Origin of the sequence: Streptomyces sp. NPDC046866, assembly GCF_040704625.1 — a bacterium.
Classification (GTDB): domain Bacteria; phylum Actinomycetota; class Actinomycetes; order Streptomycetales; family Streptomycetaceae; genus Streptomyces.
Window position 1 is genome coordinate 523,217 of record NZ_JBEYXN010000002.1, and the last position, 26,203, is coordinate 549,419.

Consider the following 26,203-nt stretch of genomic DNA (forward strand, 5'->3'; position numbering starts at 1 on the left):
CGGGCCGGGTCGGACGGGCGTGCGGGTTGGTCGTGCCCGCGGCGCGTTGCGGGGCCGGCTCCGGCTAAGCGGTCGGGCCGAAGCGGCGGCGGTATTCCGTGGGGGGCTGGCCCAGGGTTCTGACGAAGGCGCGGCGCAGGGCCTCGGGGGTGCCGTAGCCGCAGGCCCGGGCGATCTGGGCCACGCCCTCGGCGCTGTCCTCCAGCAGCCGCCGGGCGTGCTCCACCCGGACGCGCTCCACGTACCGGCCCGGTGTCACGCCGGTCTCCGCCTGGAAGGCGCGGGCGAAGTGGCGGGGCGAGAGCCGTGCGCGGGCGGCCAGGGCCTCCACGCTCAGATCCGCGCCGGGATGCTCGGTGATCCAGTGCTGGACCTCGCGCAGCGGTTCGCGCCGGGCCGTCTGGGCCGCCAACTGGGCGCTGAACTGGGCCTGGTTCCCGGGGCGCTTGAGGAAGACGACCAGCTGCCGGGCGATCGCCAGGGCGAGCTCGCGGCCGTGGTCCTCCTCCACCAGGGCCAGGGCGAGGTCGATGCCCGCCGTGACGCCCGCGGAGGTGGACACGGGGCCGTCGCGGACGTAGATCGGGTCCGGTTCGACGGTGACGCGCGGATACTTCTGCGCCATGTGGTCGCACACGGACCAGTGCGTCGTGGCGCGCCGCCCGTCCAGCAGGCCGGCCTCCGCGAGGAGCAGCCCGCCGGTGCACACGGACACCAGCCGCTGCGCTCCAGCCCCGTGGGCGCGCAGCCAGTCGGTGAGCCGCGGCTCGAAGTCGCCCCGGTAGCGGCCTCCGGGCACGATCAGCGTCGTCGCACGGCCCGGCCGTTCGCTGTCCAGGTCCCCGTCCGGGACCAGGGTGAGCCCGCTGCAGGTGCGGACCGGGGCGCCGCCCGGGGAGGCGGTGCGGATGCGGTAGCCCTCCGCTCCGGGGAAGCGGGAGACCGCGGCCAGGACCTCCACGGGTCCGCTCACGTCCAGGCTCTGGAGCCCGTCGTAGAGGACGACGAGCACGTTTCGCGACGACATGACCCCATGGTGTGAGAGCGGCGGTATGGCCGCAATGACGGGCATCCCACCTTTACCGCCATGGCGCGGGGGCGCGGATAGGATTTGCGGACCATGACTGCAACCCTCGTCGCCAAGAACCTGACCGCCGCGCACGGCGAGCGCACCCTCTTCGCCGATCTGGACCTGGTCGTCGCGCCCGGCGACGTGATCGGCCTCGTCGGCGTCAACGGCGCCGGGAAGTCCACCCTGCTGCGGCTGCTCGCCGGCCTGGACACCGCCGAGAGCGGCGAGGTGCGGCTGTCCCCGCCCGCGGCGGCCGTCGGCCACCTGCCTCAGGAGCCGGAGCGGCGGCCCGAGGAGTCGGTGCGGGACTTCCTGACCCGGCGCACCGGCGTGGCCGCCGCCCAGGCGGCGCTGGACGCGGCGACGCAGGGCCTGGTGGACGGCACCCCGGGCGCGGACGACGCGTACGCCACGGCACTGGACCACTGGCTGAACCTCGGCGGCGCCGACCTCGACGAGCGGGCCCAGGAGGTCGCCGACGAGCTGGGCCTCTCCGTGAGCCTGGACATGCCCATGACCGGTCTTTCGGGCGGCCAGGCGGCCCGTGCCGGCCTCGCCTCGCTGCTGCTCTCCCGCTACGACGTGTTCCTGCTCGACGAGCCGACCAACGACCTGGACCTGGACGGGCTGGAGCGCCTGGAGCGCTTCGTCACCGGGCTGCGGGCCGGCACCGTGGTCATCAGCCACGACCGCGAGTTCCTCGCCCGGACCGTCACGAAGGTGCTCGAACTGGACCTGGCCCAGCAGCAGATCAACCTGTACGGCGGCGGCTACGAGTCCTACCTCGAGGAGCGCGAGCGGGCCCGCTCGCACGCCCGTGAGGAGTACGAGGAGTACGCCGACAAGCGCGCCGCGCTCGAGGGCCGGGCCCTGATGCAGCGCAACTGGATGGACAAGGGCGTGCGCAACGCCCGCCGCAAGGCCACCGACAACGACAAGATCGGCCGCAAGCTGCGCGGCGAGGCGAGCGAGAAGCAGGCCGCCAAGGCCCGCCAGACGCAGCGCGCCATCGAGCGGCTGGAGGTCGTGGAGGAGCCCCGCAAGGAGTGGGAGCTGCGGATGGAGATCGCGGCGGCCCCGCGCTCGGGATCCGTGGTGGCGACGCTGCGCGAGGCGGCGGTGCAGCGCGGGGAGTTCTCCTTCGGCCCGGCGAGCCTGCAGATCGACTGGGCGGACCGGGTGGCGATCACCGGGGCCAACGGGGCGGGCAAGTCGACCCTGTTGGCGCTGCTGCTGGGCCGCCTGGCCCCGGACTCCGGTGCGGCCTCGCTCGGTTCGGGCGTGCTGGTCGGCGAGGTGGACCAGGCGCGCGGCCTGTTCCTCGGCGAGGAATCGCTGCTGGAGGCGTTCTGCGCGGCGGTCCCGGACACCGAGCCGGCCGACGTGCGGACCCTGCTGGCGAAGTTCGGCCTGAAGGCGGCGCACGTCCTGCGTCCGGCGGCCACGCTGTCCCCGGGCGAGCGCACCCGGGCGGCCCTGGCGCTGCTCCAGGGCCGCGGGGTGAACCTGCTGGTGCTGGACGAGCCGACGAACCACCTGGACCTGCCGGCGATCGAGCAGCTGGAATCGGCCCTGGAGGCGTACGAGGGCACGCTGCTGCTCGTCACGCACGACCGGCGGATGCTGGACGCGGTCCGCGTGACCCGCCGCCTGCAGGTCGCCGACGGCAAGGTCGTCGAGCTGTAGGGCCTCACCGCCCGGCGGGCGGGCGGCGGGTCCGGGCCATCCTGCGGGCCACGAAGCCGCGCGGGAGGTGCCGGACGGCGGCGGCGTAGGCCCGGTAGCGCCGGCCGGCGATGCTGACCGGGCGGCGCAGGGCCAGGTCGCGCAGGGCCTTGGCGACGACGGCCTCCGGCTCCAGCCACACCGCCTCGCGCAGGGAGCTGACGTCCATGCCGGCGCGGGCGTGGAACTCGGTGCGGGTGAAGCCGGGGAGCACCGCGAGCACCCGGACCCCGTAGGGGGCCATGTCGACCCGCAGGGACTCGCTGAACGCGGTGAGCCAGGCCTTGGCGGCCCCGTACGTGCCGGTCGGCAGCAGTCCGGCCACCGAGGACACGTTCAGCACGGCGCCGCGGCGCCGCTCGCGCAGCCCCGGCAGCACCGCGTGGGTGAGCCGCAGCGGGACCCTGACGAGCAGGTCGAGCATCCGCTCCTCGTCCTCGACGGGGCTGTACGGGAACGGGGCGGGCAGGCCGAAGCCGGCGTTGTTGACCAGGATGTCCACGGGCCGGGCGGGATCGGCGAGCCGCTCGGCGACCTCGGCGCAGCCGTCCTCGTCCAGCAGGTCGGCGGGGAGCACCTCGCAGGCCGCGCCGAACTCCCGCCCGAGTTCCCGGGCGACGGCGTGCAGGCGGTCCTTGTCGCGGGCGACCAGGACCAGGTCGCAGCCCTTGGCCGCGAAGCCGCGGGCGAAGGCCGCACCGAGGCCGGCACTGGCCCCGGTGATCAGAACGGTGGTCAAGGCGGCGTCACTTCCCGGTGTCGTGGTGGGTCGGCGGGGCGAAGGCGATGGTCGCCGGCGAGGCGTAGGCCCGGGCGACGTCGACGAGGAAGCGGGCCTCGTCCTCCAGCCCGCCGCCCTCGCCGGCGCTCTGCACCACGGCCGGCAGCTCCCACGCCGCGGCCTGTCCGGGCTGCTGCCCTGCCGGCCCGGCGAGCTTCGCCGCCCGCGCCTCCTTCAGTACGCAGGCCAGCTCGGCCGCGGCGCGCCGCTGCTCGGGGATCCCGCTCAGGCCGATGTGGCTGCGCGCGCGTTCGGGGATGCCGGGGCCGACGTACTCACCCAGGATCAAGATCGCGTCACGGGTCTCGATGACCTTGCGGTACACGAGCAGGTTGCGCGGGACCGGCGGCCACAGGAGCTCCAGGAGCCGGCCCGCGCGCGGCTTGGTGAGGGCGACGTGCGGCACGGCGCGGACCAGGTCGTGCCACAGGGGCCACAGCCGCCAGGCGGTGGCGATGTCGGCGCCGGCGCGGCGCAGGGCGAACGCGGTCGGCACCAGGATCGCGGCGGCGCGCAGCATGCCGTGCAGGTTCATCATCAGGGGCAGGGCGGGCATGGCCCAGGTGCTGCCGAACAGCGCCTTGAGGAGGTAGGCGAGCCAGAACAGCCCGGCCAGGGCGGTGCCGAGGCCGAACAGCAGCAGGCCGGCCGCGAGGCCGCGGCTCTCGGTGCGGCGGCTGTAGCGCCAGCACAGGAAGACGCAGGTGGTGTTGGCGAGGGTGTGCGCGGTGATCAGGAACAGCCAGTAGGCGAGGGAGGGGACCGGGTCGCCGTGCGGGGGCATGGTGTGCGTGCCGTGCCGCGGCGCCGCCGTGTCGAGGACGACGAGGACGGTCAGCCAGGCGACGGTGCCCATCCAGGCGGCGAGTTGGAGGGTGCGGCCGCGGGTGGTGGCGGCGACGAAGTAGAGGACGGCGCCCGCGGACAGCACGCCGATGAGGTTGCGGACCAGGCCGACGGTGTGCGCGTACGTCTGGTCGCGCATCGCGTACGCGACGACGGCGGGCAGGTTCAGGGTCATCGCGGCGGCCGCGGTGGCCACGGCGAGCCACAGGCCGCGCTGCTGCGGGGAGCGCAGGGCGCCGGGGGCGCGCAGCAGGACGGCGATCCACAGGCAGACGACGCTGGGGACGGCGAGCCGGTCGCCGAGTGCGAGGAGCTCAGCGGCCACGGCTGCCCCACTCGTACCCCATGGCGGACTCCAGCCGGGCGAGGGTGCCGCGCGGTTCGGCGGCGGTCTGCGGGCAGGGGGCGGCCGTGCGGATGCGGATCATGCTGGCGAGCATCTCCGCCTCCTGCTCCTGGCGGGTGGTGTAGTTGGTGCGCCCGAGGACGACGGGGGCCTGGCCGTCGTTCTCCTCGCCCTCCAGCGAGTGGTGGCCGAACAGGATGTGCCCGAGCTCGTGGAGGACGATGTGCTCGCGGTGCAGCGGGGTGGTCTGGGTCTCGTAGAAGACGTAGTCGACGCCGGCGGTGCCCACCCACAGGCCGCAGACCCCGGACTCGGCCGCCTCCTTGGGCAGCGGGTGCAGCCGGATGGGGCGGCCCCGCTGCTCGGCTATGCGGGCGCACAGCGCGTCGAGGGAGAACGGATGGGTCAGATCCAGATGGCCGAGAATCTTCTCGCACCTTTTGCGGAGGCTCAGTTGCGAGTGGCGCATGTGATCCCTCTTCGGACCCTTTCGCGGGCAGCGTCGGTAGGCGTGAGCAGGCATGGGCATGACGTCCTGTGCCATCAAGAAGGCCTCGGAGGAGTGCGGTCCTGAGGGGAAACGGAAGCCCGTCTGCCTGAGCGACGAACGGGCGTTCCACCATGCCTACCGATCTTCTGCGGCAGTTGGCAAGACAAGACCCCAGGTGGGGGCCCTATTCGGCCAAACCTGCCGACCCGCCGGGCGGGTCCGGTGGCGACGGACCGCCGTCGCCACCGCCGCCACCGCCGCGGAGGCGCGGCTACCGCTTGCGGCGGTCCTCGGAACCGCCGGCGAGGCCCGCCCGGCGCAGGGCGTCGGCCATGGCACTGTTCGCGGGGGCGGGTGCGCCGCCGCCCTGGCGCCGGCCGCCGTCGCCCTGGCCGCGGCCCTGACCGCCCTGGCCCCGGCCCTGCCCCTGGCCGCCCTGGCGGCTCTGGCCGCCGCGCTGCTGCGGGGGACGGGCGCCGCCGCGCCGGTCCTGGCGGTCCTCGCGCTGGCGGGGCGCGCCGGCGCCGCCCGGGCGGACGGCCTCGTCCTCCAGCCGCAGGGTGAGGGAGATCCGCTTGCGCGGGATGTCCACGTCCAGCACCTTCACGCGGACGATGTCGCCCGGCTTGACCACCTCGCGCGGGTCCTTGACGAAGTTCTTCGACAGCGCGGAGACGTGCGCCAGGCCGTCCTGGTGGACGCCGATGTCGATGAAGGCGCCGAACGCGGCCACGTTGGTGACGACGCCCTCCAGGATCATGCCGGGGGCCAGGTCGCCGATCTTCTCGACGCCCTCCTTGAACGCGGCCGTCCTGAACGCGGGGCGCGGGTCGCGGCCGGGCTTCTCCAGCTCGCGCAGGATGTCCGTCACGGTCGGCAGTCCGAAGGCCTCGGTGACGAACTGCTCCGGCTTCAGGGAGCGCAGCACGCCGGTGTTGCCGATGAGGGCCGCCACCTCGCTGCCGGCGGTCTTGGCCATGGTGCGCACGACCGGGTAGGCCTCGGGGTGGACGCTGGAGGAGTCCAGCGGGTCGTCGCCGCCGCGGATCCGCAGGAAGCCCGCGCACTGCTCGTACGCCTTGGGGCCGAGCCGGGCCACGTCCTTGAGGGCCCTGCGGCTGCGGAAGGGGCCGTTGGCGTCGCGGTGGGCGACGATGTTCTCGGCGAGGCCGCCGCTGATGCCGGAGACCCGGGCGAGCAGCGGCGCGGAGGCGGTGTTGACGTCGACGCCGACGCCGTTGACGCAGTCCTCGACCACGGCGTCGAGGGAGCGCGACAGCTTCACCTCGGACAGGTCGTGCTGGTACTGGCCGACGCCGATCGACTTGGGGTCGATCTTGACGAGTTCGGCGAGCGGGTCCTGCAGGCGGCGGGCGATGGAGACCGCGCCGCGCAGCGACACGTCCATGTCCGGGAGCTCCTGCGAGGCGAAGGCGGAGGCCGAGTACACGGAGGCGCCCGCCTCGGACACCATCACCTTGGTCAGCTTCAGCTCGGGGTGGCGGGAGATCAGCTCGCCGGCCAGCCGGTCCGTCTCGCGGGAGGCGGTGCCGTTGCCGATGGCGATGAGCTCGACCGCGTGCTGCTCGGCGAGGCGGGCGAGCTTGGCGAGCGCCTCGTCCCACCGGTTGGCGGGAACGTGCGGGTGGATCACGTCGGTGGCGACGACCTTGCCGGTGGCGTCCACCACCGCGACCTTCACGCCGGTACGGAAGCCCGGGTCCAGGCCGAGCGTGGCGCGGGTCCCGGCGGGGGCGGCGAGCAGCAGGTCGCGCAGGTTCGCCGCGAAGACCCGCACCGCCTCGTCCTCGGCGGCGGAGCGCAGCCGCATCCGCAGGTCGATGCCCAGGTGCACCTGGATCTTCGTGCGCCAGGCCCAGCGGACCGTGTCGGCCAGCCACTTGTCGCCCGGCCGGCCGCGATCGGCGACCCCGAAGCGCCGGGCGATCATGCCCTCGTACGCGGAGGGGCCGGGCGCGGCCGCGTCCTCGGGGGCCTCCGGCTCCAGCGTGAGGTCGAGGACGTCCTCCTTCTCGCCGCGCAGCATGGCGAGGACGCGGTGCGAGGGCAGCGCGGTGAACGGCTCGGCGAAGTCGAAGTAGTCGGCGAACTTGGCGCCCGCCTCCTCCTTGCCCTCGCGGACCTTCGCGGCGAGCCGGCCGCGGCTCCACATGCGCTCGCGCAGTTCGCCGATGAGGTCGGCGTGCTCGCCGAACCGCTCGGTGAGGATGGCGCGGGCGCCCTCCAGGGCGGCGGCCGGGTCGGCCACTCCCTTGTCGGGGTCGACGAACGCGGCCGCGGCGGCGGCCGGCTCCACCGACGGGTCGGCGAGCAGGCCGTCGGCGAGCGGCTCGAGCCCGGCCTCGCGGGCGATCTGGGCCTTGGTGCGCCGCTTGGGCTTGAAGGGGAGGTAGATGTCCTCCAGCCGGGCCTTGGTGTCGGCCGCGTTGATCCGGGCCTCCAGCTCGGCGTCGAGCTTGCCCTGCTCGCGCACCGACTCCAGGACGGCCGCGCGCCGGTCCTCCAGCTCGCGCAGGTACCGCAGCCGCTCCTCCAGGGTGCGCAGCTGGGCGTCGTCGAGCATCTCGGTCGCTTCCTTGCGGTAGCGCGCGATGAACGGGACGGTGGAGCCGCCGTCGAGCAGCTCGACGGCGGCCTTGACCTGCCGCTCCCGTACGCCGAGTTCCTCGGCGATCCTGCCTTCGATGGACGTCGTCACGATCGGTCCCGCCTGCCTTCGTTGTGCACTGGACGGCTGCCCATTGTGGCAGGTGGCGGTGGCGGCGTACGGGAGCCCCGCGCCGGTCGGCCGTGCGGCCGTCAGGCCGCCTTGCCGAAGGCGTCGGAGGGGAAGGCGCCCGCGGCGACGGCCGTCGCGACGAAGCCGCCGCCGAGCTCGGCGAGGCGGGCCAGGCCCCGGGCGCCGAGGTGCTCGTAGGGGGCCGCGTCGAGGCGGTCGGTCTCGGTCTCCAGGCGTTCGCGCACCGCCTTGCCCTCGTCGGTGAGCTCGCCGGAGGCGTCGAGGATGCCGCGGGTGCGCAACCGCTCGACGGCGGCGTCCAGGTCGGACTGCTCCCAGCCGCGGATGGCCTTGATCCACTTTGCGGTCATGCCGCGGCCGGTGGCGGAGTGGCTGACGAGGGCCTCGAGCGGGTCGAGGCCGGCGAGCAGGAGGGCGGCGACGTGGCCGTCGCCGCGGTGCTCGCGCAGCAGGGTGGTGGCGTGCCACAGGCGCAGGTGCGCCTCCTCGGGCACCGGCAGGTCGGCGTGGGCGGAGTAGAGGGTGCGGGCGTGCCGGGTACAGGCCTCCGTGGCGCGCAGGGCCAGATCTGCGGCCTCGGCGAGCTCGGCGGACTTCAGGGTCTCCTCGCCGAGGAGGCGGCGCAGGGTGCGGTCGACGGCGCGCAGGCGGGCGGCGACGGCCTGCTCGGGCGTGATGGTGTCCCAGACGGCGGGCAGGTGCCGGGCCAGGAAGTCGTGGCGGTAGTTGTAGAAGGTGGCGGTCACCGTGCCGGCGCCGACGGCCCCCATGGCGGCCGCGCGGGAGGCGAGGGTCGCGGTGGAGCGGTCCGTGACGCCGAGGGCGGCGAACTCCTCGGGGAGCTCCGGCGAGAAGTACACGGTCGAGTGGAGCGGGTTGATCGCGGCGTGCCAGGCGCGGCGGGCGGCGTGCTCGGGAAGCGTCATGGCGGCCAGGTTACCGACTGCTCAGTATGCCGCGGTAGGGCGGATCCCGCCTGGGCCCCGCGGCCGCGCCGGGCACGGGCCGGCGCCGCGCGGCCCGTACCGCCCCACGCGTGCTTTCCGGCCGTTCTCCTGCGGCCCGGCGGCGCCCGGGCGGCCGGCCGGCTGCCCCCGGATGCGGCTTTTTGCGGGCAATGGACTTCGGCGTTCCGCCCTCCCCGAGCGGTGCCGGCCCTGCCCCTGTGACGGCCGAATGGCGATCGTGTGACAGCAGGGGCCATGGACATGACGTGGGATGCGGCGGGTGAATACGGTCGAACCGAACCGTCTCCCCTACCCCTTGGAGCCTTTCGTGCACCGCAAAGTCATCGCCCCGAGCGTGCTCGCCGCCTCCCTTCTGCTGGTGATCCCGGCGTCGGCAGCGGGCTCGGCCGCGGGCGCGCCGGGTATCGGCGACTCCTACTACCCGGCCAGCGGCAACGGCGGGTACGACGTGTCCCACTACGACCTGCGGCTGAAGTACGAGCCGAAGACGGACCTGCTGGAGGGCACCGCGACCCTGTTGGCCACCGCCAAGCAGGACCTGTCCCGGTTCAACCTGGACTTCGGGCTGAAGGTCAGCGAGGTCCGGGTCAACGGCGCGAAGGCCAAGTTCGCCGTCTCCGGTGCGCACGAGCTCGAGGTGACACCCGCCCAGGCGCTCCAGAAGGACCGCCCGGCGACCGTCGTCGTCAAGTACGCCGGAAAGCCCTCGGAGTTCAAGGTGGACGGCTGGTCGGCCTGGCAGCGCACCCCGGACGGCGGCGTCGCCGCGCAGGAGCCCGACTCGGCGGTCTGGTGGTTCCCGAGCAACGACCACCCGCTCGACAAGGCCACCTTCGACGTCTCCGTCAGCGTCCCGGACGGTACGCAGGCCATCAGCAACGGCGTGCTGCAGTCGCAGAGTTCGCGGCTGGGCTGGACCCGCTACAACTGGCGCTCCAACAAGCCGCAGGCCACGTACCTGGCCACCCTCGCCATCGGCAAGTTCGACATCACCACCGACAAGACGGCGAACGGGCTGCCCATCATCAACGCCTACAGCAAGGACCTCGGCGACAACGCGGGTGCGGCGCGCGCGAGCGTGGAGCGGACCGGCGAGGTCGTCGAGTGGGAGGAGTCCGTCTTCGGCCCCTACCCGTTCAACGCGCTGGGCGGCTACGTGCCCAACGTGCCGAGCGGCTTCGCGCTGGAGACCCAGACGCGCCCGTTCTACAGCCCCCGCCAGTTCTCCAACGGCGCCAACGTCTCGGTCGTCGTGCACGAGCTGGCCCACCAGTGGTTCGGCGACAGCGTCTCCGTCGACAACTGGAAGGACATCTGGATCAACGAGGGCTTCGCCCGCTACAGCCAGTGGCTGTGGTCGGAGAAGGAGGGCGAGGGCACCGCGCAGGAGCTCGCGGAGTGGGCGTACGGGCTGCGGGCCGCGGACGACCCGTTCTGGCAGGTCAAGCCGGGTGACCCGGGCCCGGACAACCAGTTCCACGGGGCCGTGTACGACCGCGGCGCGATCGCCCTGCAGGCGCTGCGCAACGAGGTCGGCGACGAAACGTTCTTCCGGATCCTCAAGGGCTGGCCGACCGAGCGGGCCTACGGCAACGCCAAGGTCGGCGACTTCGTCCGGTACGCGGAGAAGATCTCGAACAAGCCCCTGGCCCAGCTGTTCGAGACCTGGCTCTACACCCCCGGCAAGCCGGCCTTCGCCCCGCCGGCCGCCGCGAACGGCAAGGCGCGCTCCCTGCAGAGCCCGGCCGCCAAGCCGGTGGAGCCCAAGTCCTGGAAGAAGATCGCCGAGACGAACGCGATCCACGACGGCGAGCACACGCACGGCCACGGGCACTGACCCCGGGCACGGGCGCGGCCCCCGGCCGGCGGGCCGGGGGCCGCGTCACGCGCCGCCGTCGCACCGCTCATAGGGCGCCGGCGCACCGCTCACAGGGCGCCGGCGCGCCACCGGGCCCGTGCCTGCCGGGCGATCGGCAGGTAGCGCAACCGCTCCGGGAGCAGCGGTACGAGCAGCCGCACGGCCGTGCTGAAGCGGCGCAGCCGGCGCTCCTGGGCCGCGGACCACTCCAGGCCGATCGCAGCCCGCGCGTCGGGCGGCATGTAGCCGACGGTCACGAACGCCCGGACGTGCAGGAACGCCGCCCGCAGCGCCGGCCACGTCAGCCGCAGCAGCAGCCGCACGGGCAGCGACCCGCCCGTCGGCCGCGGCAGCGGCACGTCCGTGGCGACCAGTTCGCGGGCGACCTTCGTCGGCTCGATCTCCTCGGCCAGCATCCGCCGGTAGTACGGCCAGTACTCCTCGATGCTCTGCGGCATGTCCCGGTCGTGGAGGCCCAGGATCCGGCCCACCTGGAGCCACTCCCGGTACAGCTGCCGCTCCTGCGCGGGGGTGAAGCGGCGCAGCAGGTACCGCCCGGCGTACAGGTAGATCGGGAACCCGGTGGCGTGGACCCAGGCGTAGCAGGCCGGGTCGAGGGAGTGGTAGCGCCGCCCGCGCGTGTCGATGCCCCGGATCTCCTTGTGCAGCCGGCGGACCCGGCGGCCCTCCTCGGCGGCCTGCTCCCCGCCGTACACCCACAGCTGGACCGAGCGCAGCGAGCGCTCGCCGCGCCCCCAGGGGTCGGTGCGGAACACCGAGTGCTCGTCGACGCCGGCGCCGATGGCGGGGTGGGCGACCTGCAGGGTGAAGGCGGCGGGCAGCATCAGCAGCGCCCGGACGTCGCCGGAGATGGTCCACAGCACCCCGCCCGGGGCGGGCGGCCGCGGCTCGCCCCGGCGCGCACCGGCCCCCGCCCGCCGCGGGCTCTGCTCGGCCGGCTGCTGCGTGCTGCTCATACGGGCCCCCTGGACGTGGTGCTCTGCACCTCCAGTATGACCGGAAGATCACCTCAGGCCGAGGGCCGGCCGCGTGCCCGGACGCCGCGCGGGCCTCAGGCGGAGGCGGGCAGCGCCGCGAAGACGCCGCGGTGCTCGGTGCCGTCGGGCAGCGTCCAGCCGGCCAGTACGGCGGTCTCGCCGGCCTGCGGGAGGCCCGGGCGCAGGACGCGGGTCAGCGACAGGGCGGCGGGCAGGCCGTCCACCCGGACCTCGCTGCCCTGCGGCGTATGGGCCGCCCGCGGGCGGACCGGGCCGTCGGGCCGCACCGCCGCCGCCCCCTGCACGGTGACGGAGGGATCGGGGGTGTCGGTGAGGCTCTGCGCCTGGGGTACGGCCTCGCCGCGCAGGAGGGCGAGGAGCTGCTCGACGGCCACGGGGTCGTGGGCGGCGTCGTACACCCAGCGCTTGCCCAGCACGCCGTGCTCGGCGGTGCCCACCAGGCCCGCCCCGGCGCCCTCCAGCGGCGCCCCGCGGTACGTCAGCGGCACGTGGTAGGCGACGGGCTCGGCGGCGGAGGCGTCGGTGACGACCATGAACTCGATGCCCACCTCGCCCTCGGGGTCGTCGAGCCGGAATCCGCCGGCCCTGACCGGCTCCGGGGCGCCGCCCGTGGCGGCGTACCAGGGCTGCGCCGGGAGCCAGGCGGCGAGGAGTTCGGGCTTGGTCGGGGTCATCGTGGTTCTGTGGATCACTGCCATGGCGCCGAACCTACCTGCTGTGCAGCCGACTTGGACCGGCAGTCCGGTCGGTGGACCTCATTCCCCGCCGGCGAAGGCCGCCTTCAGCTCCTCCTTCAGCGACCGCTGGAAGGCCGTCACCAGGGCCTGCACCACCATCGGCTGCATGTGGGCCGACAGCGCCTTCATGGACTCCACCCGCTCCGGGTCGTCCTCGCCCTCCGTGAAGGGCCCCCACACCTCGTCGCGGAACAGGCGCGTCAGCTCGTGCGCCGTCGCCCGCGCGTGCTCCAGCATCACCCGGCGCGCCGCCAGGATCGTCCCGTGGGAGATCGGCACGTCCAGCAGCGCGACCCCCAGCCGCAGCAGGGACAGGTCCACCCGGAAGCCGCCGGCCCCGCCGCCGGGCGTGATCACGTTCATCGCCGCGAGCCGGCGCACGTCCGTGTCCGACAGCGGCCGCCCGGCCCGCTTCTCCAGCTCCTCGCGCGAGACCTCCTCCGCCGAGTCCGGCGCCCAGGTCGCCACCAGCGCCCGGTGGATCGCCAGGTCGTGCGCGCTCAGGTCGTCCGGCAGCGCGTCGAGGTAGCGCTCGATCGCCGACAAGGTCATGCCCTGGTGCTGGAGTTCCTCGATCAGCGCGAGCCGGGACAGGTGCTCGGGCCCGTAGCGGCCCACCCTGCGGGGTCCGATCACGGGAGGGGGCAAAAGGCCGCGGGTGCTGTAGAACCGTACGGTGCGGACGGTGACCCCCGCCCGGGCGGCGAGCTCGTCGACGGTGAGCGAGGGCTCGGGCACCCGGTCGGTCATGGTCTGTCGCCTCGCTCTTTCGTCGCACAGCACGTCCCGTTCCAGTACCGCGGTTCAACAGTATTGCTGTCGCACCAACGATGTGAAACGGCCAGGAGCTGCCCATGACCACGAATCTGCGACTGCCCGGACGACCCGAAGAGCTCACCCTCCCCGCCCTGCTCGCCCGCAACGCCGCCGAGTACGGCGATCTGCCGGCCCTGTCGTGGCGCACCCGCCCCGGCTCCGCCGACTGGACGACCCTCGGCTGGGGCGAGGTCCGCCGCCGGGTCGCCGTCCTCGCCGCCGGGTACGCGGCCCTCGGCGTCGAGCGCGGCGAGCACGTCCTGATCATGATGGGGAACCGGCCCGAGCACTGGTTGACCGACCTCGCCCTGGTCCACCTGGGTGCCGTCCCCGTCACCGTGTACGGCACCTCCGCGCCCGAGCAGATCGCCCACATCGCCCGCCACAGCCGGGCGCGCACCGCCCTGGTGGAGGGCGCCCGCGAACTGGCCCGCTGGGAGCCGCTGCTCGACGATCCGGGCGTGCCGCTCCAGCGGCTGGTCGTCGCGGAGGCCGCCGAGGCCGGCGCGCACGGCACCTACGCCTCCCTGTACGCGAGCGGGGCGCGGCTGCACCGGCCGGAGGCCTTCGAGAAGGCCTGGCAGGAGACCCAGCCCGAGGACCCGCTGACCGTCGTCTACACCTCGGGCACGACCGGCGACCCCAAGGGAGTCCGCCTGACCCACCGCAACATCCTGCTCCAGTCGGTCCGCCTCGACCGGCGCGTGGAGCTGCCCGAGCACGCCGAGCACATCTGCTACCTGCCCTTCGCGCACATCGCCGAGCGGATCCTCGGCCTGTACCTGCCGCTGCTGAGGGCCGCGCACGTCCGGCTGGTCGCCGACCCGTCCGCCGTCGCCCTCGCCGTGCGCGAGCTGCACCCGGTGCAGTTCTTCGGGGTGCCGCGGGTGTGGGAGAAGCTGGCCGCGTCCGTACGGGCGGTGCTGGCGCAGCTGCCGGCGCAGCAGCGCGATGCCATCGAGAGCGCGAACGGCCTCGCCCGGGCCCGCGCCGGCCACCTGGAACGGGGCGAGGAGGTGCCCGCCGCGCTGGCGGCCTCGTACGCGCGGGCCAAGGAACGGGTCCTGGACCCGTTGCTGGGCCTGGCCGGGCTGGACCGGCTCGTGTGGACGGCGAGCGCCACCGCGCCGATGCCGATCGACGTGGTGCGCTTCTGGGCCGGCTGGGGGATCACCGTCATGGACGCGTGGGGGCTCACCGAGACCTCCGGCGTGTGCACCGTCAACAGCCCCGACGCCTTCCGCCTCGGCTCGGTCGGCCGGCCGATCGAGGGGCTGGAGCTGCGGCTCGCGGACGACGGGGAGATCCTTGCCCGCGGCGAGACCGTCTTCGGCGGCTACCTGCGGCCCGACGGCTCGGTGGAGAGCGCGCACGACGCCGACGGCTGGTTCGCGACCGGGGACGTCGGCCGCCTCGACGAGGACGGCTTCCTGTGGCTGACGGACCGCAAGAAGGAGCTGATCATCACCTCGAACGGCAAGAACGTCTCGCCCGCCCTGGTGGAGAACACCGTCAAGGAGCACCCGCTGATCGGGCAGGCCCTGGTGCACGGCGACGGCCGCTCGTACCTCGTCGCCCTGCTGGTCCTCGACGCCGAGCTGGCCCCGGCCTGGGCCGCGGCCCGCGGCATCGGGGCCGCCTCGCTCGCCGAGCTCGGTCGGCACCCGGCGGTCCGCGAGGAGGTCGCCCGCGCGGTCGAGGCGGCCAACACCCGGCTGAACCGCACCGAGCAGATCAAGCGCTACCGGCTGCTGACCGAGGAGTGGGGCCCGGAGTCGGGTGAGCTGACGCCCTCGCTGAAGCTGCGTCGGCGGGTGGTGCGGGAGAAGTACGGGGCGCTGATCGACGGGTTGTACGGGGAGCCGTACGAAGCCCCGTAGACGGGCGTCGGCGCCTCCGGCGGGCGGGCGGCCCGCCGGAGGCGCCCGGGCTCAGCGGCCGATCACCGGGTAGTGGTCGCTGAGGTTGGTGTAGGTGTACGAGGTGCCCCAGCTGGAGACCGTCCAGGGCGCCGCGTCCTCCTTGACCACGGTGTTCTCCCAGCCCGCCGGACGGGCGTTGCCCTTGCGGTAGAGGACGTAGTCGAGGTCCTCGCGCGGGTCCGTCGGGTAGCGGTAGTGCGCTATCGAGTTGAGGGCCGTGTCGAAGGAGTACGGGTGGCCCGTGCGCGCGTCGGCGCCAGCGAGGTCGGCGTTCGCCAGCATGGCGGCGTACTCGGGGCTGCGGGAGTCGACGTTCATGTCGCCCGCGACGATGACCTGCTCGTTCGCCGGGATGTTCTTGGCGTCGAGGAAGGCGTCGATCGCCCGGAACTGGCGGGCCCGCATCTCGGCCGCCTCGCCCGCGGCGCAGCCGGGGTCGGTGGACTGGGCGTGGGTGCCGACCACGTGCACCCTCGTGCCGTTGACGTCCAGGACGACGTACGCGAAGCCCTTGTTGGACCACCAGTCGGCGCCGCAGGCGTCCTTGTAGACGAACTGCTCCTTGCGGACGATCGGCCACTTGCTGAGGACCGTGACGCCGCCGTCCTCGGGGGTGGTGGAGGAGTAGGAGCCGCCCGTGGCGTCCCAGCCGCTCTTGCTGCGGCCGACGACGGGGGTCTGGTACGGGTACTGCGCCGCCGCGTTGGACTTCAGCGCGTCCGACGCCCCGTTGTCGAAGGCCTCCTGGAGCACGACCACGTCCCTGCCCTGGAAGAAGGGCGCCTTGGGGATCTCCGAAGCCCGGTGGTCCTGGCCCCAGTTGGGGTAGAGGTTCTTGCTCATCAGGAACACGTTGTACGTCAGGACGCCGAGCCGGGGCGCCGTCGCGCTCTCGGCGGCCTGGGCCGAGGGCGCGGTGGCGGCTGCCAGCGCGGCGGCGGCGACCGAAGCGACGGCCGCCGCGGCGGTGCGGCGGCGGCTGGGCCTGGTGTGCAGCATGGGCTCTCCATCAGCGGTGGGGGAGATCGACCCGCACATCCAAGCAGCCGCGGTTACCTCTGGGTAACACCCGTGCCACGACTTTCTGTCCGGCCCGAGGACATCGGGCGCGGATTCCCGTCCGGGCGCCTACAGGGCGGGCTCGGCCAGCAGCTGCAGCAGCCAACGGGCGCTGTCCGCCTTGCCGTTGGCACCGCCGGCGCCTCCGCCGCCGGCCCGCCCGGGGAAGACCCGGCCCCACGAGCAGGCCCGGCCCAGCGCGGCGAGCCGGTACGCCGTCGACACCGCGCTCCGCAGCTCAGCGGCGGTGGCCCCCGCGCCCGTCCACGGCTCCAGGTAGGCGTCGCGCAGCCGGGGCAGCACCCCGGGCCCGTAGCGCTCCCGGGCCGCCCGGGCGGGGACCAGCAGACTGCAGAAGGGGTGCGAGACGGCCGCGTCGCCCCAGTCGAAGAAGGTGAAACGGTCCGGCCCGGGCGCGAAGAGCTGGCTCTCGTGCAGGTCCGCGTGGTCGAGGGTGTCGGCGATGCCGGCGCCCGCGAGCTCGGCGCACCACTCGGCCAGCCGGGGCCGCAGGGCCACCAGCGCCCTGCGCGGACCGGGCTCCAGCACCGTGTTCGCATCGAGGAGCCGGTCGAAGACCTCCGGCAGGTCGGCCGTGCGCGCGACCGGGACGCCGAGCGCCTCGATCCGCCCGGCGTACGGGGTCAGCGCCCGCTGCAGCGCGGCGTACCGGCGCAGCGGCTCCTCCCAGGCGCCCGGATCGGCGGGCCCGCGGTCCAGCACCTCCCGGAAGAGGGGGCCGCCGTCGGGCAGCAGCGACCAGCCGCGCCGCGCGTCGACCGCGAGCGGCCGCAGCACGTGCCCGGGGACCCACCGGGCCAGGGCCTCGCCCAGCCCGGCCTCGAAGGCGCTCGCGGGCGGATTGGCCTTGAACCACACGCGCGCCCCGCTCCCGGCGCCGCCCCGGGAGCGGTCGGTTGCGACGGTCAGCCGCACCAGCACCGACCACGGCCGCAGCCGCACCTCGCGCGGGCCCTGCTCGTACAGCCCGTGCGCGGCCAGCTCGCTCCGGACCCAGTCGAACACCCCGGTGCGCCACTCCTCCTGCTCCCAGGGCGTCTCGGCGTGCGGGTACTGCCCTCGGTCCACCACGGCGCCGTCAGGCCGCATGTCAGCTCGCATGGCGGCCATGACAGCACCGCGACCGCCTGGGCCTCCACCGGTTTTCAAGGCGGCCGGGCCCCGGCCGGGACCCGCCCGGGGCCGGACTCAGGCCGGCGCCCGGCTCAGGCGCGGGGTTCGGCCGTCACCGCGAGCGCCCGCGGGAGCTCGGCGCCGGTGGCGCGCAGGCGGCGTACGAGGTCCTCGGGCGTGTGCCCGGACGGCTGCGCCACCCAGGCGTCCAGGGCCCTGTGGAACACCGCGACGAGCACGTCGAGGGCCAGGCGGGCGTGCGGTTCCCCGCGGCATCCCCGGAGTGTGAAGCGGCGCTCGACCACGGCGAGCGCGGACCGCGTGGTGCGGTCGCAGAACGCCAGGCCGTGGGCGTCCATGGACGGCGTGCGGGACGCCAGACGGCGGCTGGCCAGGGCCCGCTCCGCCCACCCGTCGGCCGGCATCCGGCCGATCGCCTCGGCGAGGGCGTCCTCGAAGAGCGCGAGGAGCGCCCGGCCGTCGGCCGGGGAGGTCTTCAGGACGTCGAGGAAGGCCGCCCACAAGTCCTGGGTGGGGGCCATGGCGACGTCTTCCTTGCTGTCGAAGTAGCGGAAGAAGGTGCGCTTGGAGACCTCGACCGCCTCGCAGAGCCCGTCCAGCGTCACGCCGTCGAAGCCGTGGGTGCCGAACAGGTCGAGCGCGGCGTCGATCAGCGCCTGCCGGGTGCGCAGCTTCTTGCGCTCGCGCAGCGGGAGGGGGGCGGTGGGCTCGGGAGTCATCGCCCCCACTGTATCCGAGCAGCGAATGCCCCCTATAGGCTCATGCCACTCAGTGGCACATTCTTGGAGGAGCTCATGCGCGCCCTGCTCGTCGACCCCGCGGCCCCCGGCGGACTCCGCCTCGGCACCGCCCCGGAGCCGCGACCGGCACCCCACCAGGCCCTGGTCCGGGTCACGGCCACCTCGCTCAACCCCGGCGAGCTGGTCTTCGGCCTCGGCGCCGCGCCGGAGGGCTCCGTCCTCGGCTGGGACGCCGCCGGCATCGTGGAGAAGGCCGCCGCGGACGGCTCCGGACCGGCCGCCGGCACCCCGGTCGTCACCCTGATGCCCGACGGCGCCTGGGCCGAACTGCGCGCGGTCGACACCGCGTTCATCGGCACCGCTCCCGCCGGGGCGGACCCGGCGGCCCTCGCCACCGTCCCCGTCGCCGGTGCGAGCGCCCTGCGCGCCCTGCACCGGCTGGGCCCCCTGCTCGGACGCGACGTCCTGATCACCGGGGCAACCGGCGGTGTCGGGCGTTACGCCGTCCAGCTCGCCCGGGCCGCGGGTGCCCGCGTGGTGGCGTCCACGAGCGACCCGGCCGCCCACGGCGGCCTGCTGCACGGGCTGGGGGCACACGAGGTGATCGGCAGGCCGAAGGAGGCGTCGGGGCCCGTGGACGGGGCGGTCGAGCTGGTCGGAGGTCCGCGGCTCGTCGAGGCGTACGACGCGCTCCGCCCGGGCGGCACGCTGGTCGCCCTCGGCCACTCCGCCGGCACGGGCGAGGACTTCCCCTTCGGGGCCCTCTTCGGCGACCAGGGCCGGCACGACCGGTCCCTGGTGACCTTCTTCCTGCTGGCCTGCACCGGTCTCGAACGCGACCTGGGCTGGCTCGCGCACCGCGTCGCCGACGGCACCCTGGACCCGGGCATCACCTGGCGCGGCGGGTGGGACGACGCGGCGGACGCGGCCGCCGCCCTCCTCGCCGGAGACCTCCACGGCAAGGCCGTCCTGACCTTCGGGTAGGCACCCGGCACCTTCGGCTGGGCACCCGGCGCCCGGTGGCGGCCGCTCCCCTCCCCCGCCGCCCGCCCGGCGCGGTGCCGGGCGGGCGGCGGGGGCCGGGCGGGTCAGTCCGCGTACGTTTCGCCGCGCTCGGCCTTGGCGACCAGCGACGCCGGCGGGGTGAACCGCTCGCCGTACTGCGCGGCGAGCTCCTGCGCCCGGGCCACAAACCCCGGCAGGCCGCCCTCGTAGCCGTTGATGTACTGGATGACGCCGCCCGTCCAGGCCGGGAAGCCGATGCCCATGATGGAGCCGATGTTGGCGTCCGCGATCGAGGTCAGCACGCCCTCGTCGAGGCAGCGGACCGTGTCCAGCGCCTCCGCGAAGAGCATCCGCTCCTTCATGTCCTCGAAGGGGATCGCCGCGTCCGGCTTGGCGAAGTGCTCGCGCAGCCCGGGCCAGATCCGGACCCGCTTGCCCGTCTCGTCGTACTCGTAGAAGCCGGCGCCGCCGCTGCGCCCCGGGCGGCCGAACTCGTCGACCATCCGGTCGATGACGTGGTCCGCGGGGTGCGCGGTCCACGCGCCGCCGTCGGCCTCGACGGCCTTGCGGGTCTCGTTGCGGATCTTCCGCGGGAGGGTGAGGGTCAGCTCGTCCATCAGGGACAGGACCTTGGCCGGGTAGCCGGCCTGGGCCGCCGCCTGCTCGATGGAGGCGGGCTCGATGCCCTCGCCGACCATGGCGACGCCCTCGTTGATGAACTGGCCGATGACGCGCGAGGTGAAGAAGCCGCGCGAGTCGTTGACCACGATGGGGGTCTTGTTGATCTGACGGACCAGGTCGAAGGCGCGGGCGATGGCCTCGTCCCCGGTGGCCTCGCCCTTGATGATCTCCACCAGCGGCATCTTGTCTACGGGCGAGAAGAAGTGCAGGCCGATGAAGTCGGCGGGCCGCTCGACGCCCTGCGCCAGCCCGGTGATCGGCAGGGTGGAGGTGTTGGAGCACAGCAGCGCGTCGGGCGCGACGACGTCCTGGACCTCCTGGAACACCTTGTGCTTGAGGGCGGTGTCCTCGAAGACGGCCTCGATCACCGCGTCGCAGCCGGCCAGGTCGGCGACGTCGGCCGTCGGCGTGATCCGGGCGAGCAGCTCCGCCCGCTTGGCCTCGGTCGTACGGCCGCGCGAGAGCGCCTTGTCGAGCAGCTTCTCCGAGTACGCCTTGCCCTTGGCGGCGGCTTCGGCGGTGACGTCCTTGAGGACGACCTCGATGCCCGCGCGGGCGCAGGAGTACGCGATGCCCGCGCCCATCATCCCGGCGCCGAGGACGGCGACCTTGCGGACGGTGCGCGCCTCGATGCCCTGCGGACGGCTGCGCCCGGCGTTGACGGCCTGGAGGTCGAAGAAGAACGCCTGGATCATGTTCTTGGCGGTCTGGCCGGTGACCAGCTCGGTGAAGTAGCGGGCCTCGATGGTCAGCGCCGTCTCGAAGTCCACCTGGGCGCCCTCGACGGCGCAGGCCAGGATGTTGCGCGGCGCCGGGTAGGGGGCCCCGTTCAGCTGCTTCTTCAGGTTCGCGGGGAACGCGGGCAGGTTGGCGGCGAACTTCGGGTTCGCCGGGGTCCCCCCGGGGATGCGGTAGCCGGGGACGTCCCAGGGCTGCTGCGACTCGGGGTGGGCGTCGATGAACGCCCGCGCCTTGGCCAGCATCTCCTCGGGCGTGGCGGCCAGTTCGTGGACCAGGCCGTTGTCGAGGGCGCGCTGCGGGGTGTACTGGGTGCCCTGGAGCAGGACCTTGAGCAGCGCGTCGGCGATGCCCATGAGGCGGACGGTGCGGGTGACGCCGCCGCCCGCCGGGAGCAGGCCGAGGGTGACCTCGGGCAGGCCGATCTTCGAGCCGGGGGCGTCGAGGGCGATGCGGTGGTGGGAGGCGAGGGCGATCTCGTAGCCGCCGCCGAGGGCCGCGCCGTTGAGGGCGGCGACGACGGGCTTGCCGAGGGTCTCGATGCGGCGCAGCGAGCGCTTGATCGCGGTGCCGGTGTCGAAGGCGAGCTGCGCGTGCTCGGGGCGCAGCCGGATCATGTCCTTGAGGTCGCCGCCCGCGAAGAAGGTCTTCTTGGCGGAGGTGTAGATGATGCCGCGGATGGAGTCCTTCTCGGCCTCGGCGCGGTCGGCGACGGCCGCGATGGAGTCCTTGAAGGCCTGGTTCATGGTGTTGGCGGACTGGTTGGGGTCGTCGAGGACCAGGGTGACGATGCCGGTCTCGTCCTGTTCCCAGCGGATCGTGGTGGACTCGCTCATGTTCGCTACTTCCGTGTCGGCCGTGTCGGAGGGGATCAGGGGTGCAGGACGGTTCAGAGGCGCTCGACGACGGTGGCGACGCCCATGCCGCCGCCGACGCAGAGGGTCACCAGCCCGTAGCGCTTGTCCTGGCGCTCCAGTTCGTCGACGACGGTGCCGAGGATCATCGCGCCGGTGGCGCCGAGGGGGTGGCCGAGCGCGATGGCGCCGCCGTTGACGTTGACCTTGTCGAGGGAGACGCCCATGTCCTTGACGAAGCGCAGGACGACGCCGGCGAAGGCCTCGTTGATCTCGATCAGGTCGATGTCGTCGATGGTCAGCCCGGCCTTGGCCAGGGCCTTGCGGGTGGCCGGGGCGGGGCCGGTGAGCATGATGGTGGGCTCGGAGCCGGAGACCGCGGCCGAGACGATCCGGGCGCGCGGGGTCAGCCCGCCCCGCTCCCCCGCCTCGCGGGAGCCGATCGCGACGAGCGAGGCGCCGTCGACGATGCCGGAGGAGTTGCCCGCGTGGTGGACGTGGTCGATCTTCTCGACCCAGTGGTACTTCTGCAGGGCGACGGCGTCGAAGCCGCCGAGCTCGCCGATGTCCGCGAAGGACGGCTTGAGCTTGGCGAGGGTGTCGGCGGTGGTGCCCGGGCGGATGAACTCGTCGTGGTCCAGGACGACCAGGCCGTTGCGGTCGGTGACGGGGACGACGGACCTGTCGAAGCGGCCCTCCTTCACGGCCGCGGCGGCGCGCTCCTGGGACAGGGCGGCGTACTCGTCGACGTCCCGGCGGGAGAAGCCCTCGATGGTGGCGATCAGGTCGGCGCCGATGCCCTGCGGGACGAAGTTGACGTCCCAGTTGGTCATCGGGTCGTTGAACCAGGCGCCGCCGTCGGAGGCCATCGGGACGCGGGACATGGACTCCACGCCGCCCGCGAGGACCAGGTCCTCCCAGCCGGAGCGGACCTTCGCCGCGGCCATGTTGACGGCTTCCAGGCCGGAGGCACAGAAGCGGTTCTCCTGCACGCCGGCCACGGTGTCCGGGAGCCCGGCGGCGATGGCCGCGATGCGGGCGATGTCGGAGCCCTGGTCCCCGACCGGGCCGACGACGCCGAGGACGATGTCGTCGACGGCGGCCGGGTCCAGGCCGGGGTTGCGCTCGCGCAGGGCGTGGATCAGGCCGACGACCAGGTCGATCGGCTTGGTCCCGTGCAGGGAGCCGGTGGCCTTGCCGCGGCCGCGCGGCGTGCGGATCGCGTCGTATACGTACGCTTCGGTGCTCACTGGTCAAGCCTTTCGAGGGGAGGTTAGCCGAGCAGGGAACGACCGATGATCTCCTTCATGATCTCGGTCGTGCCGCCGTAGATGGTCTGGATGCGGCCGTCGGTGAAGGCCTTCGCGACCCGGTATTCGGTCATGTACCCGTAGCCGCCGTGGAGCTGCAGGCAGCGGTCGGCGACCCGCTTCTGCAGCTCGGTCGCCCACCACTTCGCCATCGACGCGTGGACGTGGTCGAGGAGGCCGTCGGAGTGGTCGGTGATGCAGCGGTCGACGAAGGTGCGGGTGACGGCGCACTCGGTGGCCATCTCCGCGATCTCGAACCGGATGTGCTGGAGCTTGGCCAGCGGCCGCCCGAAGGCCTCGCGCTCCTTGACGTACTGCGTGGTGATCTCCAGCAGGTGCTCGGCGCCGGCGATGCCGGCCATCGCGATGCCCATCCGCTCCTGCGCGAGGTGGTTCATCAGGTGGACGAACGCGCCGTTCAGCTCGCCGAGCAGGTTCTCCTTCGGGACGCGGACGTCGTGGAAGAACAGCTCGGCGGTGTCCTGGGCCTTCTGGCCGATCTTGTCGAGGTTGCGGCCTCGTTCGAAGCCCTCCGTCCCCCGCTCGACCACCAGCAGCGACAGGCCGTGCGCCCCGCCCTCGGGCGTGGTCTTCGCGACGACGATGACGAGGTCGGCGAGGATGCCGTTGGAGATGAAGGTCTTGGAGCCGTTGAGCAGCCAGTGGTCACCCCGGTCCTCGGCAGTGGTGCGGATGCCCTGGAGGTCGCTGCCCGCCCCCGGCTCGGTCATCGCTATCGCCGTGATCGTCTCGCCCGAGCAGAAACCGGGCAGCCAGCGGCGCTTCTGCTCCTCGGTGGCCAGGTTGACCAGGTACGGGCCGATGATGTCGTTGTGCAGGCCGATGGCCAGCCCTGGGGCCCCGGCCCGGGTGAACTCCTCGGCGATCACGGCGGCGTAGCGGAAGTCGGTGTTCCCGCCGCCGCCGTACTCCTCCGGGACGGCCAGGCCCAGCAGGCCCTGCCGGCCGGCGGCGCGCCAGGCCTCGCGGCTGACGATGCCGTCCTTCTCCCACTGCTCGTAGTGCGGCAGCACCTCCTTGGCGAGGAAGGTGCGCACGGTCTCGCGGAACGCCTCGTGGTCGGCGTCGAAGATGCGGCGTTGCATCGGGGCCCCCTAGAGCCAGCTCTTGACGGTTTCGATCAGCCGGGCCGGCTCGGGGCCGACGGGCGTGATGTTGAGCATGGTGACGCCGGCCTCCCGGAAGGCCTCGATGCGCTCGCGCACGTACCCGGCGGGCCCGCACAGCGTCATGAGCTCGCAGAACTCATCCGGTACGGCGGCCGCCGCATCGCGCTTGCGGCCGGAGAGGTACAGCTCCTGGATCGTGCGGGCCTCCTCCTCGTAGCCGTAGGCGACGGCGAGGTCGTTGTAGAAGTTCTTGCCGACCGCGCCCATCCCCCCGACGTACAGGGCGATCTGCGGGCGCGCCAGGTCCCGCGCCGCGGCGGCGTCCTCGCCGATGGCCAGCAGCCCGCCGGCCACGGTCTGCAGCGGGCCGAGCGCCGGGTCGCGCCGGGCGGCGCCCTCGGCGAGCGGGCCGCCCCACACGGCGGCGGCCTTCTCCGGGATGAACAGGGTCGGCAGCCAGCCGTCGGCGATCTCGGCGGTCATCGCGACGTTCGCCGGGCCGAGGGAGGCGATGTACACGGGCACGTCCGGGCGGACGGGCCGGGTGAGGATCTTCAGCGGCTTGCCGTGGCGGCCGCCCTTCTCCGGCGGCAGCGGCATGTCGGTGATGCCGTGGTGGTCGATGGCCTCGCGGCGCCAGATCCGCCGGCACAGCTCGACCGTCTCGCGGGTGCGCCCGAGGGGCCGGTCGTACGGCTTGCCGTGCCAGCCCTCGACGACCTGCGGGCCGGAGGCGCCCAGGCCGAGCATGGCGCGGCCGCCGGAGAGGGCGTCGAGGCCGGCCGCCGTCTGGGCGATGAGGGCGGGGGTGCGGGAGTACACGTTGACGATGGCCGAGCCGATCTTCATCCGCTCGGTGCGGGCCGCGAGGTAGCCCATGATCGTCGGGGAGTCGAAGCCCCAGGCCTCGGCGACCCAGACGGCGTCGAGGCCGGCCACCTCCAGCGCGGCCGCCTCGTCGGCGGCCCGCCGCGGGTCGCCGGCGTAGTCGAGCAGCATGGACAGTTCCATCAGGCGCCCCCGCCCTTCCCGTTCAGGGCCGGCACGTCCCAGTCGCGGGCCACCGATGCGGTGTGCGCCCCGGGCTGCGCGGGGCCGCTGCGCAAAGCGGCGGGGGTCGCGGAGAACCGGGGCGCCGGGGCGGGCTGGGTGATGCCGCCGAGGTCGGTGAAGGTGCCGCGGGCGGCGAGGTGGGGGTGCTGCGGCGCCTCGCTCAGGGAGAGCACCGGCGCCACGCAGGCGTCGCTGCCCTCGAAGACGGCCGTCCACTCCGCGCGGGTACGGGACTTGAAGCGGGCGGCGACGGCCTCGCGGAGTTCGCCCCACCGGGCCGGGTCCTTGCGGGCGGGGGCCCGGTCGGCGATGCCGAGGAGCTCGGTGAAGGTGTCGTAGAACTGCTGCTCGAGCGCGCCGACGGCCATGTACCCGCCGTCGGAGGTCTCGTAGGTGCCGTAGAAGGGGCAGCCGCCGTCGAGGAGGTTGGCCCCCCGCCGGTCCTGCCAGCCGCCGGCCGCCATCATGCCGTGGATCATGGCGGTGAGGTGGGCGGTGCCGTCCACGATGGCCGCGTCGACGACCTGCCCGGCGCCGCCGGGGGTGCGCGCGTGCTGCAGCGCGGCCAGGACGCCGATGACGAGGTAGAGGGAGCCGCCCGCGTAGTCGCCGACGAGGTTGGCGGGGACGGCCGGGGGCGCGTCCGGGCTGCCGATCATGCCGAGGGCGCCGGTGACCGCGATGTACGCGATGTCGTGGCCGGCGGTGTGGGCGAGCGGGCCGTCCTGGCCCCAGCCGGTCATCCGCCCGTACACCAGGCGCGGGTTGCGGGCGTGGCAGTCGGCCGGGCCGACGCCGAGGCGCTCGGCGACGCCGGGGCGGAAGCCCTCGATGAGGACGTCGGCCCGCGCGGCCAGGTCCAGCACCAGGCCCGGCCCCTCGGGGGACTTCAGGTCGACCAGGACGGAGCGCTTGTTGCGGTTGGTGACGTCGTACGCGGGGTCGATCGCCAGGCCGCCCCCGCCGGGGCGGTCCACCCGTACGACGTCGGCCCCCAGGTCGGCGAGGAGCATGGCGGCGAACGGGCCCGGGCCGATGCCCGCCAGCTCGACGACGCGCACGCCCGCGAGCGGACCGGACCCTGTCACTGCCATCGAGCCCCCAGCGTCCCGTGCGGAGTGTGTGACACAACTGATG

General features: G+C 73.9%; 21 protein-coding genes. 4 read left to right on the forward strand and 17 right to left on the reverse strand.

Going from position 1 to position 26,203, the window contains the following annotated elements:
- Positions 1–64 precede the first annotated feature (64 nt).
- A complete protein-coding gene (locus AB0953_RS05760) occupies positions 65–1,027 on the reverse strand; it encodes a GlxA family transcriptional regulator (protein WP_366858125.1) in 963 nt (320 codons plus the stop codon).
- Positions 1,028–1,120: 93 nt separating this feature from the next.
- On the opposite strand from AB0953_RS05760, the gene AB0953_RS05765 reads away from it, so the two are divergent.
- Entirely contained in the window at positions 1,121–2,758 is a 1,638-nt protein-coding gene (locus tag AB0953_RS05765; RefSeq protein WP_366858126.1) for an ABC-F family ATP-binding cassette domain-containing protein, read from the forward strand.
- Positions 2,759–2,762: 4 nt separating this feature from the next.
- Here AB0953_RS05765 and AB0953_RS05770 read toward each other — a convergent pair whose 3' ends face one another.
- The 5 genes from AB0953_RS05770 to AB0953_RS05790 form a co-directional block, all read right to left on the reverse strand.
- Positions 2,763–3,536, reverse strand: coding sequence for an SDR family oxidoreductase (locus AB0953_RS05770; RefSeq protein WP_366858127.1), 774 nt, complete (start codon positions 3,534–3,536; stop codon positions 2,763–2,765).
- Between the two features lie 7 nt (positions 3,537–3,543).
- Positions 3,544–4,749: an MAB_1171c family putative transporter gene (locus tag AB0953_RS05775; protein ID WP_366858128.1), complete on the reverse strand. Its 1,206-nt coding sequence runs from the start codon at positions 4,747–4,749 to the stop codon at positions 3,544–3,546.
- Positions 4,739–5,239: a hypothetical protein gene (locus AB0953_RS05780; RefSeq protein ID WP_366858129.1), complete on the reverse strand. Its 501-nt coding sequence runs from the start codon at positions 5,237–5,239 to the stop codon at positions 4,739–4,741. Before AB0953_RS05780 ends, AB0953_RS05775 begins: the two co-directional genes overlap by 11 nt.
- 292 nt (positions 5,240–5,531) lie before the next feature.
- The gene (locus tag AB0953_RS05785; RefSeq protein ID WP_366858130.1) at positions 5,532–7,979 is read right to left on the reverse strand and encodes a Tex family protein; all 2,448 of its coding nucleotides are present in this window, start codon (positions 7,977–7,979) and stop codon (positions 5,532–5,534) included.
- Between the two features lie 101 nt (positions 7,980–8,080).
- Positions 8,081–8,947: a hypothetical protein gene (locus tag AB0953_RS05790; protein WP_366858131.1), complete on the reverse strand. Its 867-nt coding sequence runs from the start codon at positions 8,945–8,947 to the stop codon at positions 8,081–8,083.
- Between the two features lie 349 nt (positions 8,948–9,296).
- On the opposite strand from AB0953_RS05790, the gene AB0953_RS05795 reads away from it, so the two are divergent.
- The gene (locus tag AB0953_RS05795; RefSeq protein ID WP_366858132.1) at positions 9,297–10,826 is read left to right on the forward strand and encodes a M1 family metallopeptidase; all 1,530 of its coding nucleotides are present in this window, start codon (positions 9,297–9,299) and stop codon (positions 10,824–10,826) included.
- Between the two features lie 89 nt (positions 10,827–10,915).
- Here AB0953_RS05795 and AB0953_RS05800 read toward each other — a convergent pair whose 3' ends face one another.
- The 3 genes from AB0953_RS05800 to AB0953_RS05810 all read right to left on the reverse strand — a co-directional run bounded on the left by AB0953_RS05800 (position 10,916) and on the right by AB0953_RS05810 (position 13,353).
- On the reverse strand, positions 10,916–11,824 hold the full coding sequence (locus AB0953_RS05800) for an oxygenase MpaB family protein (protein ID WP_366858133.1): 909 nt from the start codon (positions 11,822–11,824) through the stop codon (positions 10,916–10,918).
- Positions 11,825–11,919: 95 nt separating this feature from the next.
- On the reverse strand, positions 11,920–12,564 hold the full coding sequence (locus AB0953_RS05805; protein WP_366858134.1) for a 1,4-alpha-glucan branching protein: 645 nt from the start codon (positions 12,562–12,564) through the stop codon (positions 11,920–11,922).
- A gap of 57 nt (positions 12,565–12,621) precedes the next feature.
- Positions 12,622–13,353: a MerR family transcriptional regulator gene (locus AB0953_RS05810; protein WP_366858135.1), complete on the reverse strand. Its 732-nt coding sequence runs from the start codon at positions 13,351–13,353 to the stop codon at positions 12,622–12,624.
- Positions 13,354–13,457: 104 nt separating this feature from the next.
- Here AB0953_RS05810 and AB0953_RS05815 point away from each other — a divergent pair, with 104 nt between their 5' ends.
- Positions 13,458–15,299, forward strand: a complete 1,842-nt coding sequence (locus AB0953_RS05815) for an AMP-dependent synthetase/ligase (RefSeq protein ID WP_366858136.1) — start codon at positions 13,458–13,460, stop codon at positions 15,297–15,299.
- Between the two features lie 51 nt (positions 15,300–15,350).
- On the opposite strand, the gene sph is transcribed toward AB0953_RS05815, so the two are convergent.
- From sph to AB0953_RS05830, 3 genes are all read right to left on the reverse strand, one after another.
- The gene (gene sph, locus AB0953_RS05820) at positions 15,351–16,340 is read right to left on the reverse strand and encodes a sphingomyelin phosphodiesterase (protein WP_366858137.1); all 990 of its coding nucleotides are present in this window, start codon (positions 16,338–16,340) and stop codon (positions 15,351–15,353) included.
- A gap of 129 nt (positions 16,341–16,469) precedes the next feature.
- Positions 16,470–17,522, reverse strand: coding sequence for an aminoglycoside phosphotransferase family protein (locus AB0953_RS05825; RefSeq protein WP_366858138.1), 1,053 nt, complete (start codon positions 17,520–17,522; stop codon positions 16,470–16,472).
- 104 nt (positions 17,523–17,626) lie between these two features.
- Positions 17,627–18,274 (reverse strand): TetR family transcriptional regulator, encoded by a 648-nt coding sequence (locus tag AB0953_RS05830; protein WP_366858139.1) that lies wholly within the window; start codon positions 18,272–18,274, stop codon positions 17,627–17,629.
- 75 nt (positions 18,275–18,349) lie between these two features.
- On the opposite strand from AB0953_RS05830, the gene AB0953_RS05835 reads away from it, so the two are divergent.
- A complete protein-coding gene (locus AB0953_RS05835; RefSeq protein ID WP_366858140.1) occupies positions 18,350–19,279 on the forward strand; it encodes a zinc-binding dehydrogenase in 930 nt (309 codons plus the stop codon).
- Between the two features lie 104 nt (positions 19,280–19,383).
- On the opposite strand, the gene AB0953_RS05840 is transcribed toward AB0953_RS05835, so the two are convergent.
- Genes AB0953_RS05840 through AB0953_RS05860 form a run of 5 tightly spaced genes read right to left on the reverse strand, consistent with a single transcriptional unit; the run spans position 19,384 to position 26,160 of the window.
- On the reverse strand, positions 19,384–21,555 hold the full coding sequence (locus tag AB0953_RS05840) for a 3-hydroxyacyl-CoA dehydrogenase NAD-binding domain-containing protein (RefSeq protein WP_366858141.1): 2,172 nt from the start codon (positions 21,553–21,555) through the stop codon (positions 19,384–19,386).
- Between the two features lie 53 nt (positions 21,556–21,608).
- Positions 21,609–22,823, reverse strand: a complete 1,215-nt coding sequence (locus tag AB0953_RS05845; protein WP_366858142.1) for an acetyl-CoA C-acetyltransferase — start codon at positions 22,821–22,823, stop codon at positions 21,609–21,611.
- Between the two features lie 23 nt (positions 22,824–22,846).
- Positions 22,847–23,989, reverse strand: coding sequence for an acyl-CoA dehydrogenase family protein (locus AB0953_RS05850; protein ID WP_366858143.1), 1,143 nt, complete (start codon positions 23,987–23,989; stop codon positions 22,847–22,849).
- 9 nt (positions 23,990–23,998) lie between these two features.
- Positions 23,999–25,024: an LLM class F420-dependent oxidoreductase gene (locus tag AB0953_RS05855; protein WP_366858144.1), complete on the reverse strand. Its 1,026-nt coding sequence runs from the start codon at positions 25,022–25,024 to the stop codon at positions 23,999–24,001.
- Entirely contained in the window at positions 25,024–26,160 is a 1,137-nt protein-coding gene (locus AB0953_RS05860; protein ID WP_366858145.1) for a CaiB/BaiF CoA-transferase family protein, read from the reverse strand. Before AB0953_RS05860 ends, AB0953_RS05855 begins: the two co-directional genes overlap by 1 nt.
- Positions 26,161–26,203: the final 43 nt, after the last annotated feature.